Source organism: Burkholderia gladioli (assembly GCF_000959725.1).
GTDB lineage: Bacteria > Pseudomonadota > Gammaproteobacteria > Burkholderiales > Burkholderiaceae > Burkholderia > Burkholderia gladioli.
The window spans coordinates 4,121,544-4,137,660 of the sequence record NZ_CP009323.1; the positions used below are offsets into that span (position 1 = coordinate 4,121,544).

Sequence of the window (16,117 nt, forward strand, 5' to 3'; positions counted from 1 at the left end):
CTTCTGTGTCATGTTGCCTTCTTGCCTAGCGATCAAGGATTCAGTGAATGTCGATGCGGGTGCGCGCCGGCTCGGGCCGCGCGCCCCTGATCCAGAACCGAAGCCTACCAAACTTGCGGGCCGGACGATTCGGCGAATTCGGCGGCGTGTCGTCGAATACGGGGCCTGAAAGGCGATCGTCAAGCGCCAAGCACAAAGGGCGGCCGACGCCGCAGCGCCGCCCGCCCTTTGCCTTCATGCCGATCAGCTCGCCGTCACGCGATCATGCGATCTCGAACAGCCCCGCCGCGCCCTGCCCGCCGCCGATGCACATGGTCACCACCACGTACTTCGCGCCGCGGCGCTTGCCCTCGATCAGGGCATGGCCGGCCAGACGCGCGCCCGACACGCCATAGGGGTGACCCACCGCGATCGCGCCGCCGTTGACGTTGAGCCGGTCGGCCGGAATCCCGAGCGTGTCCTGGCAGTACAGCACCTGCACCGCGAAGGCCTCGTTGAGCTCCCACAGATCGATGTCGGACACCTTCAGCCCCGCCTGCTTGAGCAGCTTGGGCACCGCGAACACCGGGCCGATGCCCATCTCGTCGGGCTCGCAGCCGGCCACCGCGAAGCCGCGGAAGATGCCCAGCGGCGCCAGCCCCTCGCGCTCGGCGAGCTTCGCGTTCATCACCACGCAGGCCGAGGCGCCGTCCGAGAACTGGCTGGCGTTGCCCGCCGTGATCACCCCGCCCGGCACCGCCGAGCGGATTTTCGAGACGCCTTCCAGCGTGGTGTCGGGACGAATCCCCTCGTCGGACGAGAGCGTGACCTCGCGCGTGTGGAGGCGGCCCGTGGCCTTGTCGGCCACGCCGGCCAGCACGGTGATCGGCACGATCTCGGCGTCGAAGCGGCCGGCCTCGCGCGCGGCCGCCGCGCGCAGTTGCGATTGCACGCCGTATTCGTCCTGGCGCTCCTTGGCGATGCCGTAGCGCTTGGAGACATTCTCGGCGGTCTGCAGCATGCTCCAGTAGATCTCGGGCTTGTGCTCGCGCAGCCAGCCTTCCTGCAGCATGTGGTGGTTCATCTCGTTCTGCACGCAGGAGATCGACTCCACGCCGCCCGCCACGAACACCTCGCCCTCGCCGGCGATCACGCGCTGCGCGGCCAGCGCGATGGTCTGCAGTCCGGAGGAGCAGAAACGGTTGATGGTCATGCCCGGCACCGACACGGGCAGGCCCGCGCGCAGCACGATCTGGCGCGCGATGTTGGCGCCGGTGGCGCCTTCCGGATTCGCGCAGCCCATCAGCACATCCTCGACGCGCGCCGGATCGAGCTTGGCGCGCTCGACCGCGGCGGCCACCACATGCCCGCCCAGCGTCGCGCCGTGCGTCATGTTGAGCGCGCCGCGCCATGATTTCGCCAGCCCGGTGCGGGCGGTGGATACGATTACGGCTTCGTTCATGCCAGTCTCCTGGTTCGAATTGCTTGTAGACGGTTGTCGACGCAGGCGGCCCGCTCAGGCGAGCACCGCCTGCGCCTGGACGCGGGCCACGCCCGCGGCCTGAAGTTCTTGCCATGCCCGCGCCAGCGAGCCGTTCAGGTCGATCGCGCGGCAGGCATCCTCGATCACGGCAGCCTCGAAACCGGCCGCGCGCGCATCGAGCGCGGACCAGGCCACGCAGTAGTCGGTGGCCAGCCCGCAGCACCAGACGCGTTTCGCGCCGAGCGCGGCGAGGTAGCCCGCCAGCCCGGTGGGCGTGCTGCGATCGGCCTCGACGAAGGCCGAATAGCTGTCGACCGAGGCGTCGAGGCCCTTGCGGATCACCAGCCGCGCCTGCGGGATGTCGAGCTCGCTATGCAGCGCAGCGCCCTCGCTGTCCTGCACGCAGTGCACGGGCCACAGCACCTGTTCGCCGTAAGGCAGGGAGATCGTCGAGAACGGCTCGCGGCCCGGGTGGTTGGCGGCGAACGACACGTGCGCGCGCGGATGCCAGTCCTGCGTGATCACCACCTGCTCGAAGCGCCGCGCGAGCCGGTTGATCACCGGCACCACCGCGTCGCCGTCGGCCACCGCGAGCGCGCCGCCCGGCATGAAATCGTTCTGCACGTCGATCACGAGCAGCACATCGTCGCTATGCATGCTGGTATCCTCCGCGCGCTTCAGCCGTTGAAACCCTTGCCGGCCGCCGCGAGCTTCGCGATCGACGGTGCCGGCTGCCAGGCATCGCCGTTCGCGCCTGCCGCGTAGCGGCGCATCGAGCGCTCGACGTTGTAGAGGCCGACCGTGTCCGCGTACAGCATCGGGCCGCCGCGCCAGAGCGGGAAGCCGTAGCCCGTCAGGTAGACCATGTCGATGTCGGAAGCCTTGGAGGCGATGCCCTCCTCGAGGATCTTCGCGCCTTCGTTGACCAGCGCGTAGACCAGCCGCTCGACGATCTCCTCGTCGGCGATCTTGCGGCGCTCGACGCCGGCTTCCTTCGAATAGGCCAGCACCATCTCGTCGACCAGCTTCGATGGCTTGGCGCGCCGCTCGCCGGCCTGGTAGTCGTACCAGCCGCCGCCGGTCTTCTGGCCGAAGCGGCCGAGTTCGCAGAGGCGATCGGCGATCTTCGAGTAATGCAGCTCGGGCTGCTCGAGGTAGCGGCGCTTGCGGATCGCCCAGCCGATGTCGTTGCCGGCCAGGTCGCTCATGCGGAACGGCCCCATCGCGAAACCGAAGGCCTCGATCGCGCGATCGACCTGGGCGGGCAGCGCGCCCTCCTCCAGCATGAACAGCGCCTGGCGGATGTACTGCTCGATCATGCGATTGCCGATGAAGCCGTCACACACGCCCGATACCACCGCCGTCTTGCGGATCTTCTTGGCGAGCTGCATCACGGTGGCCAGCACGTCCTTGGCGGTATGCTCGCCGCGCACCACCTCGAGCAGCTTCATCACGTTGGCCGGACTGAAGAAGTGCATGCCCACCACGTCCTGCGGGCGCCTGGTGAAGGCGGCGATCTTGTTCACGTCGAGCGTGGAGGTGTTCGAGGCGAGGATCGCGCCGGGCTTGGCCACCTCGTCGAGCTTGCGGAACACCTGCTCCTTCACGCCGAGTTCCTCGAACACGGCCTCGATGATCAGGTCCGCGTCCTTCAGGTCCTCGTAGGACAGCGTCGGCGAGATCAGCGCCATGCGCGCCTCGAGCTTCTCCTCGCTGAGCTTGCCCTTCTTGACCTGCGCCTCGTAGTTCTTGCGGATCGTGGCGAGGCCGCGCTCGAGCGCCTCCTGCTTGGTCTCCAGCAGCGTGACCGGCAACCCCGCGTTGAGGAAGTTCATGGTGATGCCGCCGCCCATGGTGCCCGCGCCGATCACGCCGAGCTTGCGGATCTCGCGCACGGGCGTGTCGGCCGGCACGTCGGGGATCTTGCTGGCGGCGCGCTCGCCGAAGAAGGCATGACGCAGCGCGCGGCTTTCCGGCGTCTGCACCAGCGCCACGAAACCGTCGCGCTCGTCGATCAGGCCCTGGTCGAAACCCTTCAGCACGCCGGCCTCGATCGCGTCGATGCACTTGTGCGGCGCCGGGTATTGCGGCGCGGCGGCGCGCGCGCTGTTGCGCGCGAACTGGATGAAGCCGGCCGCGTTCGGGTGCTCGATCTTGCGGTCGCGCACGCGCGGATGCGGGCCCGGCTTGGCGCCGACACGCCTGGCCAGCGCCACCGCCGCTTCAAGCAGGTCGCCTTCGGCCATCTCGTCGAACAGGCCGCTCTTGGCGAGCTGCTCGGAAGGCACGGCCGCGCCCGACACGATCATGTTCAGCGCGGTTTCCAGCCCGAGCGCTCGCGGCAGCCGCTGGGTGCCGCCCGCGCCCGGCAGCAGGCCGATCTTGACCTCGGGCAGGGCCACCTGGGTGCCCGGCGCGGCGATCCGATAATGCGCGCCCAGCGCCAGTTCCAGCCCGCCGCCCATCACCACGCTGTGCACGGCGGCCACCACCGGCTTGGCGCTGGCCTCGACGGCCGCGATCAGGGTGTGCAGGCTCGGTTCCTGGAGCGCCTTGGGCGTATTGAATTCGGTGATGTCGGCGCCGCCCGAGAAGGCGCGGCCCGCGCCGGTGAGCACGATGGCCGTCACCGCCGGGTCCTGCAGCGCGCGATCGAGGCCGTCCATCACCCCGGCGCGCGTCGAATAGCCGAGCCCGTTGACGGGCGGATTGTTGAGCGTGATGACGGCCACGCCGTCACGAGTCGTGTAGTCCACTGCCATCTGTCTGCCTCCATGCGGTTGCGCGAGCCGCCAGGCCGCGCTTCGTCAGCGTCGACGGTGATTGTGCGCGCGCGACGCCGTGGCCGCACGCGAGGAAACCGGGGCAGCATACAACAAAAAAGAACGATCGTTCAATTACAACTTGAAGGTGCCGGATGCGGGTCGGAACCACGCGGTAAACAGCTTCGGCGGCCGGATCGCCCGAAGCGAAACCCGGCCGCCGATGATTGCGGAAACGGCAACGACGCGCCGCTCGATGCGGGCTCTCGCGTCAAAGCCCGGCCGGGCGCAGCGGCTCGCCTTCCAGCGGGCATTCGCCGGCCACGATGCCGGGCAGCACATGCTCGCGGAACATCTCGCGCAGCTTGAGCTTCTGCAACTTGCCGGTGGCCGTGTGCGGGAGCGCCTCGACGAACACCACGTCGTCGGGGATCCACCATTTCGCGACCTTGCCCGCGTAGAACGCCAGCAGCTCCTCGCGCGTGACGTCCATGCCGGGCCGCGGCACCACCACCAGCAGCGGCCGCTCGGTCCATCTCGGATGCGCGCAGGCGATGCAGGCCGCCTCGGCCACGGCCGGATGCGCGACCGCGACGTTCTCCAGGTCGATCGAGCTGATCCACTCGCCGCCCGACTTGATCACGTCCTTGCTGCGATCGGTGATCTGCAGGAAACCGTCGGCATCGATGGTGGCGACGTCGCCGGTGGGGAACCAGCCATCGACCAGCGGCGAGCCGCTGCCGTCGAAATAATGCTCGGCCACCCAGGGCCCGCGCACCTGCAGCTCGCCGAACGCAATGCCGTCCCAGGGCAGCTCGCGACCGTCCTCGCCGACGATGCGCATGTCCACGCCATAGATCACGCGCCCCTGCTTCTCCAGCGAACGGCGCCGCGCGGCCTCGTCGCGCTGCGTCTGCTCCCAGGTCAGCCGCGACAGGGTGCCCAGCGGCGACATTTCCGTCATGCCCCAGGCGTGGATCACCTGCACGCCGTAATCGTCCTCGAAGGCGCGCAGCATGGCCGGCGGGCAGGCGGAGCCGCCGATCACCGTGCGCTCCATGGTCGAGAAGCCGGCGCCCGATTCGCGCAGGTAGTTGATGAGGCCCAGCCAGACCGTCGGCACGCCGGCCGAGCAGGTCACGCGCTCGGCCTCCATCAGCTCGTGCAGCGACTTGCCGTCCAGGTCCTTGCCCGGCATCACCAGCTTCGCGCCGGTGAGCGGCACCGCGTAAGGCAGGCCCCAGGCGTTGACATGGAACATCGGCACCACCGGCAGCACCGAATCGAGCGCCGACAGGCCCATCGCGTCGGGCAGCGCGGCCGCGTAGGCGTGCAGCACGGTGGAACGATGCGAATAGAGCACCCCCTTCGGGTTGCCGGTGGTGCCCGAGGTGTAGCAGAGCGAGGACGCCTGGCGCTCGTCGAGCAGCGGCCATTGATAGTCGCCGTCCTCGGCCTCGAGCAGCGTTTCATACGCCAGCAGCGGCGTGGCGGCGGCCGGCAGGTGCGCCTCGTTGGTCATCGCGATCCAGCCGCGCACCTGCGGGCACAGCGGCGCGAGCCGGTCGACCAGCGGCGCGAAGCTGATGTCGAACAGCACGAAACGGTCATCGGCGTGGTTGATGATGTAGACGAGCTGCTCGGGAAACAGGCGCGGATTGATCGTGTGGCAGACCGCGCCCATCCCGCTGATGCCGTAATAGGCTTCCAGGTGGCGATAGCCGTTCCAGGCCAGCGTGCCGACCCGCTCGCCCGGCTCGACGCCGGCGCGCAGCAGGGCCTGCGCCAGTTGCCGGGAACGCCGTTCGCAATCGCGGTAGGTGTAGCGGTGGATATCGCCCTCGAGCCGCCGCGATACGATCTCGGCATGGCCCATGTGGCGCGCCGCGTGCGTGATCAGGGACGACACCAGCAAGGGTATGTCCATCATCTGGCCCAGCAGCGGCGGGTTCATCGTGGTGCTCATCGTCCAGCTCTCCCGGTTGGATCCGACTACGACAGATGCCTCTCCCTCGCCGCAAGCGGCCCGCGCGGCGCGGATTTACAATACCGACTTGTGACTCGTCGTTCAACTTGCCGTTATCCAGAAGCGAATCCGATTTGGCTGCCACCCTCCCCGATCTCGCCGCCTCGCTCGCCGCGCCGCGCGACGATGCCTTCCTCAAGCTGGGCGCCGCATTCCTGACGCGCCTGCCCGCCGCGCCGCTGCCCGCGCCTTACGTGGTCGGCTTCTCCGACGACGTGGCCGCGGAACTGGGCCTCGATCCCGCGATCCGCGCGCTGCCGGGCTTCGCCGAGCTGTTCTGCGGCAACCCGAGCCGCGACTGGCCCGCCGAGGCGCTGCCCTATTCGAGCGTTTACTCGGGACACCAGTTCGGAGTCTGGGCCGGCCAGCTCGGCGACGGCCGCGCGCTGAACATCGGCGAGATCGAGCACGAAGGACGCCGCTTCGAGCTGCAGTTGAAGGGCGCCGGGCGCACGCCCTACTCGCGCATGGGCGACGGCCGTGCCGTGCTGCGCTCCTCGATCCGCGAATTCCTGTGCTCGGAAGCGATGCATCATCTCGGCATCCCGACCACCCGCGCGCTGACCGTGATCGGCTCCGACCAGACCGTGATGCGCGAGACCGTCGAGACGGCCGCGGTGGTCACGCGCGTGGCCGAGAGCTTCGTGCGTTTCGGCCATTTCGAGCATTTCTTCTCGAACGATCGGCCCGACCTGCTCAAGCAACTGGCCGACCACGTGATCGACCGCTTCTACCCCGCCTGCCGCGAGGCCGAGGACCCGTACCTCGCCCTGCTGGAAGCCGTGATGCAGCGCACCGCGAAGATGGTCGCGCAATGGCAGGCGGTCGGCTTCTGCCACGGCGTGATGAACACCGACAACATGTCGATCCTCGGGCTCACGCTCGATTACGGCCCGTTCGGCTTCGTCGATGCCTTCGACGCCGGCCACATCTGCAATCACACCGACCAGCAGGGGCGTTATGCCTATCGCATGCAGCCGCGCATCTCGCACTGGAACTGCTTCTGCCTGGCGCAGGCGCTGCTGCCGCTGATCGGCCAGCAACGCGTCGACCTGGAAGACGACCCGCGCACCGAGCGCGCCGTGGAGGACGCCCAGGCGGTGCTGTCGCGCTTCCCGGAAACCTTCGGCCCGGCGCTGGAAGGCGCGATGCGCGCCAAGCTCGGGCTCGCGCTCGAGCAGGAAGGCGATGCCGCGCTGGCCAACCGGCTGCTCGAGATCATGCACGGCAGCCACGCCGATTTCACGCTGACCTTCCGGCGCCTCGCGCAGATCTCGAAGCACGACGCGAATTCGGATGCGCCGGTGCGCGACCTGTTCATCGACCGCGAAGCCTTCGACGGCTGGGCCGCGCAATATCGCGCGCGCCTGGCCGACGAGACGCGCGACGACGCCGAGCGCGCCGCCGCGATGAACCGCGTGAACCCGAAGTACGTGCTGCGCAACCACCTGGCCGAGACCGCGATCCGTCGCGCGGCCGAGAAGGACTATTCGGAAGTCGAGCGGCTCGCGGCGATCCTGCGCCGGCCGTTCGACGAGCAACCGGAACACGAAGCCTACGCCGCGCTGCCGCCGGACTGGGCCGGCACGCTCGAGGTCAGCTGTTCGTCCTGAGCGACGGCGCCCCGATTCCCCTGGAGAGACCCACATGTCCCACGATCACAACGACCGCGATTACCCGTACCAGAAGGACGAGGCCGAGCTGCGCGAGCGCCTCACGCCGATGCAGTACGAGGTCACCCAGCACGCCGCCACCGAGCGCGCCTTCACCGGCGAATACACTGACCTGGAAGATGCCGGCATCTATCACTGCGTGGTTTGCGACACGCCATTGTTCGAATCCGGCGCGAAGTACCACTCGGGCTGCGGCTGGCCCAGCTACTTCAAGCCGCTCAACGGCGAGGTGATCGAGGAGAAGATGGACCGCACGCACGGCATGATCCGCGTCGAGGTGCGCTGCAACAATTGCGGCGCGCACCTGGGACACGTGTTCGAGGATGGTCCGCGCGACAAGACCGGCCTGCGTTACTGCATCAATTCGGCTGCGTTAAACTTCGAGCCTGACGCCGGCAAGTGAGGCCGTCGCCCGGGCTGGCCCGGGCGCTTCGGCCACACGACAACAGCCGCCGGCGGAAACCCGTCTTGCGTGCCGCCGCGGCCCGCCGGGCGGGGCCCCTAACGGTGGCGCAGCCCGGGCGCCTCGAACCCGGTCCGCCACGCAGCCCCGATCACCATGAAATTCCTGTTCGATCTGTTTCCGATCATCCTGTTTTTCGCTGCCTTCAAGGTCTGGGGCATCTTCACCGCCACCGCCGTGGCGATTGTCGCGACGCTGTTGCAGGTGGCCTGGGTGGCCTTCCGCCACAAGAAGGTCGACACCATGCTGTGGGTCAGCCTGGGCGTGATCGTCGTGTTCGGCGGCGCGACCCTGGTGCTGCACGACGAGAAGTTCATCCAGTGGAAGCCGACCGTGCTGTACTGGCTGTTCGCCGTGATCCTGGTCGCCGCGCGCTACCTGTTCGGCAAGAACCTGATCGAGAAGATGATGGGCAAGCAACTGAGCCTGCCGCATCCGATCTGGGACAAGCTCAACCTGGCCTGGGGCCTGTTCTTCGCCGTGCTGGGCGTGGTGAATCTCTACGTGGTGAATCACTACACGCCGTCGCAGTGGGTCAACTTCAAGCTGTTCGGCACCACCGGCGCGATGTTCGTGTTCATCATCCTGCAGAGCCTGTGGCTCGCGAAATACCTGAAAGACGAATGACGATGTCCGACGATTTCCTCAGCGCCTCGCCCGAAGGGCGCATCGCGCTGATCGAAGCGCGCCTGAACAGCGCGCTCTCCCCCGAATCCCTGCATGTCAGCGACGACAGCGCCGAGCACGCCGGTCACGCGGGTGCCGCGGCAGGCGGGCACTATACGGTGACGATCGTGGCCGCCGCGTTCGCCGGCAAGTCCCGCGTGGCGCGGCATCGGCTGGTGTATGATGCGCTCGCTGATGCGATGCGGCGCGGCATTCACGCGCTCGCGATCGTGGCTTACACGCCCGATGAGTTCAACGTGTCTTCACAATAATTCGTTTCGCTAGGAATTCTTCCCGATGATCCTGAAATCCCCCCGCCTGTGGGTCGCGGCTGCCGCATTCGTCGCCGCGCCGGCCTTCGCCCAGAACGTCGCCGTGGTGAACGGCACGCCGATCCCGAAGTCGCGCGTCGACGCGATGGTCGCTCAGCTCGTCCAGCAAGGTCAGCAGGATTCCGAGCAACTGCGCAAGATGGTCGGCCAGGAGTTGGTTAACCGCGAAATCCTGATGCAGGAAGCGCTCAAGGAAGGCCTGCCGAACCGTCCCGACGTGAAGCAGCAAGTGGCGATCGCCCAGCAGACCGTGGTGCTGCGTGCGCTGATCGAGGACTTCGTGAAGAAGAACCAGCCGAGCGACGCCGAGGTCAAGGCCAAGTACGACGAACTGGCCAAGGGCGCGACGGGTAGCGAGTATCACCTGCATCACATCCTGGTCGACAACGAGCAGCAGGCCAAGGATCTGATCGCGAAGATCAAGGCCGGCGCCAAGTTCGAGGACCTGGCCAAGCAATTCTCGAAGGACCCGGGCTCGGCCAAGAACGGCGGCGATCTGGATTGGGCGGATCCGAAGTCGTTCGTGCCGGAATTCGCGAATGCGGCCACGCACCTGCAGAAGGGGCAGATGACGGACGAGCCGGTGAAGACGCAGTTTGGGTGGCATATCATCCGCGTGGATGATGTTCGCCCGATCGCCCCGCCGCCGTTCGAGCAGGTGAAGGCGCAACTGGCGCAGCAGATGGTGCAGCAGAAGCTGCAGGCGTTTGAAGAGAAGCTGCGCGCGCAGGCGAAGATTCAGTAAGGTTCGTTTGATGTGCTTGGGCTGGCTTTTGAGAAGCTGGCCTGGTGAAAAAATGCCGTCCCTTGGGACGGCATTTTTTATTGGGCTGTTGTTGTCGCACCTGGGGAAAATGGCGGGTCGGAGCGATCGGCTTGGTCGATACACTGCGCGGATTTGAAACCCTTGCAAAGGGAGCAGTCATGCCGATCCGCTGCACATTCGATTTGAACAAGAAACGCGTTTCGACCTTGAATTGTCCGGGATTCGGGACGATTCCGGCCTTTTCCGGAAAGGGACGCGCGTGACAATCCCGAGGCAACAGGCTTGAAGGGAGTCGGGCCGATTCCGAAAGGGACGTACTACATCGTCGATCGGCAATCGGGCGGCCATTTCGGCTGGTTTTACGACGCTTGGGGCAAGCAGGGTTGGGGTACCACCGATCACAACAAGTGGTTAATGTTGTGGAATGCGAACACCGGCGACACGACCTTTGTCGGGAAAGTAAGGCGCGGGCGTTTTCGGATTCACCCGATGGGGCCGCGCCGTTCTAGCGAAGGCTGCATCACGATCATGAACCCGGTTACGTTCGATCGATTCGCGGAATTTCTGAGGAAGAAAGGGGCCGATTTGCCGGTGTCTGGATCGATGCTCAAGGCCTATGGCACGGTTCAGGTGAAATGAAGAGGATCGGATTGTTTGCGTTGAACCTCGTCGTGACGCTCGTCGGTGGGTGGGTTCTTGCGCATATCGTCGTCGGGCTGTCGGCGGAGATGCCCGCTCCGCTCGAAGATGCATTGCGGGTTTTGCTGCGCATCACAGGGCATGAAGAGTTCGCCAATGAGGACGATTTGCCGGCGCTCGGGATGATGGCGGTTTTGATCGCCTCGATTGTCGTTGTTGGGGGGGTTGTTTGGGTAGCGAAGCTTATCGTCCGGGGTCGATCGCGTCGGAGCGGGAAATTCTGACAGATATGTTTCGACCGCTTTCGACCCACTTTCGCCGTTCAGCCCGACTCCCCCAAGGACCGCTTCCAATACTCAACGGTCAGCGAGTAAGGGAAAGGGTTTGTGGTCGATCACGACCGTATAGCAGCGCTGCTGACGAGAGCAGTTATTTGACCGTTGCGCGCATCGCAAGCGCCGGTATTAGACGCTTAAAGGTGCCTCGGTTCGCCCGCCAGAATTGCCGAAGTGATAAGTGTGGAGTAGCATGGTTGCGCTGCAACATATCGCATCGTACTTAACCACTTTGGCCCACAGGAAAAGCGCGAATAAAAATGGCAAAGGCTTCTCAGAAAAAATTGAAATGGCAGGATCTCGAAAGGATGGTTCGGGTAATTGCCGAAATCAAATTCTCCGCCCCTGCGCGCGCGGAAGATATAGCGGGAGTCAAATGTGATTGCGTTATACATCTGGATGATGGTAGCGCCGTCATCGTCGAGGTCAGCAAGGAAGATGATATCGACAAGCTTCGCAAAGATATCAATAAATTCAATACAGTCCGACCACACTTTTTTAGTCAGAATATTTTCCCGAAATGTCATTTCGTCACCATCGGAAATCCGACTCCCTCGTTAATAGAGGCTGGCAAGGCCGCTAACGTCTTAGTATTTTCGGTCGAACAATATTTTAATTTCTTGCTCGGTCATGAAAATTATAAAAACGTCCGAAGAAAGCAGGCGTTTGGGTCTGCCGTTGATTTGTATTCCGGAGAACCCGACCTTAAATCCTATGTTGCGGTTAATTACTTCTCGGAGTCAGGTGATCCCTACAGTGTCGCCAAGATTGCTGAAGAGATCGTGCAAGGAAAAGTGGTCGTCCTGATTGGTGATTACGGATCAGGAAAGAGTCGATGTGTAAAGGAAATTTTTGAGTATTTGAGCGACGATCCGTCAAAATCGCGCTATCATTTTCCAATTGCTATTAATTTAAAAGAAAACTGGGGGTTGAAGCGGGCGACCGAGTTCATTACCCGCCACTTCACCGATCTAGGATTGATCGATCTGGTGCAAGACTCCTTAAAGACCGCTTTTTCACCAGCGTCAATATTCCTACTCGACGGATTTGACGAAATCGGCGCGCAAACTTGGAGCGACGATCCAACAAAATTGGTCGAAATCCGCAAGCAATCCCTCGTTGGTGTGAAGGACATTATTCAGCGCGCAAAGGGAGGGGTTCTCATAACGGGTCGCGAACATTATTTCAACAACGATGCGGAATTGCTTGAATGTTTGGGCCTAGGGCAGAAAGATGTTCTATTTTTAAGATGTAATCAGGAGCTCACGGGCTCGCAGTTCTCGGAAATGGTCGGCAGGACGATCACGGACTTACCAGCCTGGGTTCCGAAAAAGCCACTTATTGGGACCATTATCAGAGACATGGAGCCGTCGATCATCGATTCGCTCTTTTCGACTAGCACGGGGCAAATAGATTTTTGGGACATCCTTCTAACGACGTTTTGCGAGCGGGAAGCGAAAATCAACCCGATTCTCGACCCAATAATAATCAGAAGCCTGTACTCCCACATTGCGACAAAGACGGCACTAGGACCAATTGCAATCAGAGATATCAATGAGGCGTTCGAGAAAACTACGGGTAGGCCGCCGACGGATGAGTCCGCAATCATTCTCCAGCGCCTTCCGGGCTTGAGTCGAATTGGCGCGGAAAGCCTAGACCGCCAATTCGTTGATACATATATTTTGGACGGATTGAAGGCAGAGGACCTGCTGACGCTATACGGAGGTAGTGACAGCAAAGTTTTGAATGTTGAATGGAAGCATCCGATTGAATCGTTTGGTGCGTTTTACGTGGCAACTCGGATCGAAAGCATCAAGCAAATTCCTGCGGTTGTTGCTTACATAAAGCGACACCATAGCGCGGGAAATAGAGTTTTGCTGTCGGACTTGCTGTCGTCATTATTTCTTTGCGATGGCCATTTGATTGATTTTGGCGGTCTGATCATCGAGAAAGGACGCTTTCATGCAATATCGCTATCATCGTCAAAGTTAATTAACTTCAACCTCAACGACTGCTACGTTGGAAGCCTTGACATAACTGACGCAGATCCGCAAGGCATAAACTTAATGAGTTGCGTCATCGACGTTTTGGATGGGGTGGCAGATGAGGATAATTTGCCGCCTTGGATTTCCAATCCGGCGGTCGGTCAGTATCAGTCCGTTAGCACTCTTGCGGCTATTCGTCAGGCGGGGCTCTCTGTCGCTCAGACGTTCTTACTCACGAGTTTGCGCAAATTATTCTTGCAGCCGGGAGCCGGGAGGAAGGAAAGCAGCATGTATAAGGGTTTCGGTGATTCGACAAGCAAGAAGATTTGTGAAAAGGTCATTTCCGCTCTTATCCACTACAAATTTTGCACCCGCTTCAAGGGATCAAGTGAGGAAACATTCTTGCCGAACCGCAGTTTGACTCCTCGGGCCCGTGCGATTATGAACCAAATGACCTTGTCAAAAGACGAACTGTGGGCCGCTGTTAGCCGCATAGAGGGCTAGCTTGTTGCTCGCGTCAACTGTGATGAGAGGCAGTTGAAGGGCGTTAAAGCTCGTAACCTGATGTCGAACGGGAAGGCTTATGCCTTCCCTATTGGATTTTCTTCAACTCGTACCGATCGCGTACTCAGTTGATTGTCCGTTTTCCGGCCTTCCTTGCTTCGATTGGTTGCGTGCAGACGTCGGCTTTACGGGAATAGCACGCCGATCACGCGACTGATAGCCATCATGAAAGGCGCGCGGATAAGGCGATTCGAACGTCTGTTTGCTAGGCGGAGCCGCCCCCTGAACGCCCGAGCGAGCAACTGGCGAACGACGCTTCATGGCCGAATCCAGACTATCACCGAATATTTTTGCGTCGCAGCAAACCGAATGAGACGACAGACGACGGCTAATGATATTCAGGACAACCGCCCGTCCCGCCCCCGCCGCCACAGAAAAAATGCCGCCCCTCGGGCGGCATTTTTCCACAACCTACCGAACAGATCCCCCGATCCCAAAACCGGGCAACCCATCCGCCAACCAACCTCAATCATCCAACAACGACAAATCCCTCACCGCGCCCTTATCCGCCGACATCACCAGCTTCGCATAAGCCTTCAACGCCGCCGACACCCTGCGCGGCCGCGGCAGCGCCGGCTTCCAGCCCTTCGCATCCTGCTCGACGCGACGCTTGGCCAGTTCCTCATCGCTCACCAGCACATCGATGGTCCGATTCGGGATATCGATCCGAATCCGATCGCCATCGCGCACCAGGCCGATCGCCCCACCCGCCGCCGCTTCCGGCGAGCAATGCCCGATCGACAGCCCGGACGTGCCGCCCGAGAACCGCCCATCGGTCAGCAGCGCGCAGGCCTTGCCCAGGCCCTTCGACTTGATATAGCTGGTCGGGTAGAGCATTTCCTGCATCCCCGGCCCGCCTTTCGGCCCTTCGTAGCGAACGATCACCACATCGCCGGCCTTGACCTTGTCGGCCAGGATATTCTCGACCGCCTCGTCCTGCGATTCGACCACATGCGCCGGACCTTCGAACACGAGAATCGAGTCATCAACACCGGCCGTCTTCACCACGCAGCCGTCCTTGGCGATATTGCCCGTCAGCACCGCCAGCCCGCCTTCCTTGCTGAACGCATGCTCATACGAGCGAATACATCCCTCGGCCCGATCCAGATCCAGGCTCGGCCAACGCGCATCCTGGCTGAACGCCACCTGCGTCGGAATCCCGCCCGGGCCCGCCATGTAGAACTTCTTCACGGCCGCATCATCGGTCAGCGTGATATCCCACTGCTTCAACGCATCGCCGAGCGTCTTCGCATGCACGGTCGGCACATCCGTGTGCAGCTTGCCAGCCCGCTCGAGCTCGCCCAGGATCGCCATGATCCCGCCGGCGCGATGCACATCCTCGATGTGATACTTGTTCGTGTTCGGCGCCACCTTGCACAGCTGCGGCACCACGCGCGAGAGCCGGTCGATATCGCGCATCGAGAAATCGATCTCGGCTTCCTGCGCGATCGCCAGCAGGTGAAGAATCGTGTTGGTCGAACCGCCCATCGCGATATCGAGCGTCATGGCATTCTCGAACGCCTTGAAGCCGACCGAGCGCGGCAGCACCGTCACGTCTTCCTGCTCGTAATACTGGCGCGCCAGTTCGACGATACGGCTGCCCGCGCGCTTGAACAGTTGCTCGCGGTCCGCGTGGGTGGCCACCACCGTGCCGTTGCCCGGCAGCGACAGGCCCAGCGCCTCGGTCAGGCAGTTCATCGAGTTCGCCGTGAACATGCCCGAGCAGGAGCCGCAGGTCGGGCAGGCCGAACGCTCGACTTCCGCCACCTCGGCATCGCTGACCTTGCTGTCGGCGGCCATCACCATCGCGTCGATCAGGTCCAGCTTCTTGATCTGGATGGTGTTGGTGCCCGGCACGGCCAGCTTGGCCTTGCCGGCTTCCATCGGGCCACCCGACACGAAGATCACGGGGATGTTCAGGCGCATCGCGGCCATCAGCATCCCGGGGGTGATCTTGTCGCAGTTCGAGATGCAGACCATCGCGTCGGCGCAGTGCGCGTTCACCATGTACTCGACCGAGTCGGCAATGATGTCGCGGCTCGGCAGCGAATAGAGCATGCCGTCGTGGCCCATCGCGATGCCGTCGTCGACGGCGATGGTGTTGAATTCCTTGGCGACGCCGCCGGCCGCCTCGATCTCGCGCGCGACCAGTTGGCCGAGGTCCTTCAGGTGGACGTGGCCGGGCACGAACTGCGTGAACGAGTTGACGACCGCGATGATCGGCTTGGAGAAATCTTCATCCTTCATGCCGGTGGCGCGCCAGAGCGAACGCGCGCCTGCCATGTTGCGGCCGGCCGTGGAAGTTTTGGAACGGTATGCGGGCATTGTTGTGGTAGCGAAACAGAAAGTGACCGGGGAAAGCGGCGGCCTCGTCGACAAACGCCTTTGGGCTCGTCGAGACACGCCTGCGCGCACCACAACAGGCGCCTCTTGAGCGCCCGCCG

At 63.2% G+C, this 16,117-nt stretch carries 12 protein-coding genes and 1 pseudogene; 8 read left to right on the forward strand and 5 right to left on the reverse strand.

Going from position 1 to position 16,117, the window contains the following annotated elements; translation table 11 throughout:
• Positions 1–262: 262 nt before the first annotated feature.
• The 4 genes from BM43_RS35065 to BM43_RS35080 form a co-directional block, all read right to left on the reverse strand.
• Complete coding sequence (locus BM43_RS35065) at positions 263–1,441, reverse strand: acetyl-CoA C-acyltransferase (RefSeq protein WP_036051245.1); 1,179 nt, start codon at positions 1,439–1,441, stop codon at positions 263–265.
• Positions 1,442–1,495: 54 nt separating this feature from the next.
• Positions 1,496–2,119 (reverse strand): bifunctional nicotinamidase/pyrazinamidase, encoded by a 624-nt coding sequence (gene pncA, locus BM43_RS35070; RefSeq protein ID WP_036051242.1) that lies wholly within the window; start codon positions 2,117–2,119, stop codon positions 1,496–1,498.
• 20 nt (positions 2,120–2,139) lie between these two features.
• Complete coding sequence (locus tag BM43_RS35075) at positions 2,140–4,224, reverse strand: 3-hydroxyacyl-CoA dehydrogenase NAD-binding domain-containing protein (RefSeq protein ID WP_036051239.1); 2,085 nt, start codon at positions 4,222–4,224, stop codon at positions 2,140–2,142.
• A 271-nt stretch (positions 4,225–4,495) separates the two neighbouring features.
• Positions 4,496–6,178 carry a 3-(methylthio)propionyl-CoA ligase gene (locus BM43_RS35080; protein WP_172535112.1) on the reverse strand — a complete coding sequence of 561 codons (1,683 nt, stop codon included), beginning with the start codon at positions 6,176–6,178 and terminating at the stop codon, positions 4,496–4,498.
• A gap of 119 nt (positions 6,179–6,297) precedes the next feature.
• Between BM43_RS35080 and BM43_RS35085 the strand changes: the two genes are divergently transcribed.
• The 8 genes and pseudogenes from BM43_RS35085 (at position 6,298) to BM43_RS41065 (ending at position 13,613) form a co-directional block, all read left to right on the forward strand.
• Positions 6,298–7,863: a protein adenylyltransferase SelO gene (locus BM43_RS35085; RefSeq protein ID WP_036051234.1), complete on the forward strand. Its 1,566-nt coding sequence runs from the start codon at positions 6,298–6,300 to the stop codon at positions 7,861–7,863.
• Positions 7,864–7,897: 34 nt separating this feature from the next.
• Positions 7,898–8,326, forward strand: a complete 429-nt coding sequence (msrB, locus tag BM43_RS35090; protein WP_013698331.1) for a peptide-methionine (R)-S-oxide reductase MsrB — start codon at positions 7,898–7,900, stop codon at positions 8,324–8,326.
• Between the two features lie 156 nt (positions 8,327–8,482).
• Positions 8,483–9,013, forward strand: a complete 531-nt coding sequence (locus BM43_RS35095) for a septation protein A (protein WP_013698332.1) — start codon at positions 8,483–8,485, stop codon at positions 9,011–9,013.
• A 2-nt stretch (positions 9,014–9,015) separates the two neighbouring features.
• Positions 9,016–9,324 (forward strand): BolA family protein, encoded by a 309-nt coding sequence (locus BM43_RS35100; protein WP_025100292.1) that lies wholly within the window; start codon positions 9,016–9,018, stop codon positions 9,322–9,324.
• Between the two features lie 25 nt (positions 9,325–9,349).
• Positions 9,350–10,129, forward strand: coding sequence for a peptidylprolyl isomerase (locus BM43_RS35105; protein ID WP_036051232.1), 780 nt, complete (start codon positions 9,350–9,352; stop codon positions 10,127–10,129).
• 179 nt (positions 10,130–10,308) lie between these two features.
• Positions 10,309–10,789 (forward strand): annotated as a pseudogene (locus BM43_RS35110) (DUF2778 domain-containing protein).
• A gap of 20 nt (positions 10,790–10,809) precedes the next feature.
• Entirely contained in the window at positions 10,810–11,073 is a 264-nt protein-coding gene (locus BM43_RS35115; RefSeq protein ID WP_230676271.1) for a hypothetical protein, read from the forward strand.
• A gap of 311 nt (positions 11,074–11,384) precedes the next feature.
• Positions 11,385–13,613: a hypothetical protein gene (locus BM43_RS41065; RefSeq protein ID WP_144417724.1), complete on the forward strand. Its 2,229-nt coding sequence runs from the start codon at positions 11,385–11,387 to the stop codon at positions 13,611–13,613.
• 525 nt (positions 13,614–14,138) lie between these two features.
• Here the strand turns inward: BM43_RS41065 and ilvD are convergent.
• Positions 14,139–15,998, reverse strand: a complete 1,860-nt coding sequence (ilvD, locus tag BM43_RS35125; RefSeq protein WP_036051223.1) for a dihydroxy-acid dehydratase — start codon at positions 15,996–15,998, stop codon at positions 14,139–14,141.
• Positions 15,999–16,117: the final 119 nt, after the last annotated feature.

Excerpts from the sequence above, each read along its gene's own strand:
- BM43_RS35065 (WP_036051245.1), bottom strand. The coding sequence starts at position 1,441 with ATGAACGAAGCCGTAATCGTATCCACCGCCCGCACCGGGCTGGCGAAA.
- pncA (WP_036051242.1), bottom strand. The coding sequence starts at position 2,119 with ATGCATAGCGACGATGTGCTGCTCGTGATCGACGTGCAGAACGATTTC.
- BM43_RS35075 (WP_036051239.1), bottom strand. The coding sequence starts at position 4,224 with ATGGCAGTGGACTACACGACTCGTGACGGCGTGGCCGTCATCACGCTC.
- BM43_RS35080 (WP_172535112.1), bottom strand. The coding sequence starts at position 6,178 with ATGAACCCGCCGCTGCTGGGCCAGATGATGGACATACCCTTGCTGGTG.
- msrB (WP_013698331.1), top strand. The coding sequence starts at position 7,898 with ATGTCCCACGATCACAACGACCGCGATTACCCGTACCAGAAGGACGAG.
- BM43_RS35095 (WP_013698332.1), top strand. The coding sequence starts at position 8,483 with ATGAAATTCCTGTTCGATCTGTTTCCGATCATCCTGTTTTTCGCTGCC.
- BM43_RS35100 (WP_025100292.1), top strand. The coding sequence starts at position 9,016 with ATGTCCGACGATTTCCTCAGCGCCTCGCCCGAAGGGCGCATCGCGCTG.
- BM43_RS35105 (WP_036051232.1), top strand. The coding sequence starts at position 9,350 with ATGATCCTGAAATCCCCCCGCCTGTGGGTCGCGGCTGCCGCATTCGTC.
- BM43_RS41065 (WP_144417724.1), top strand. The coding sequence starts at position 11,385 with ATGGCAAAGGCTTCTCAGAAAAAATTGAAATGGCAGGATCTCGAAAGG.
- ilvD (WP_036051223.1), bottom strand. The coding sequence starts at position 15,998 with ATGCCCGCATACCGTTCCAAAACTTCCACGGCCGGCCGCAACATGGCA.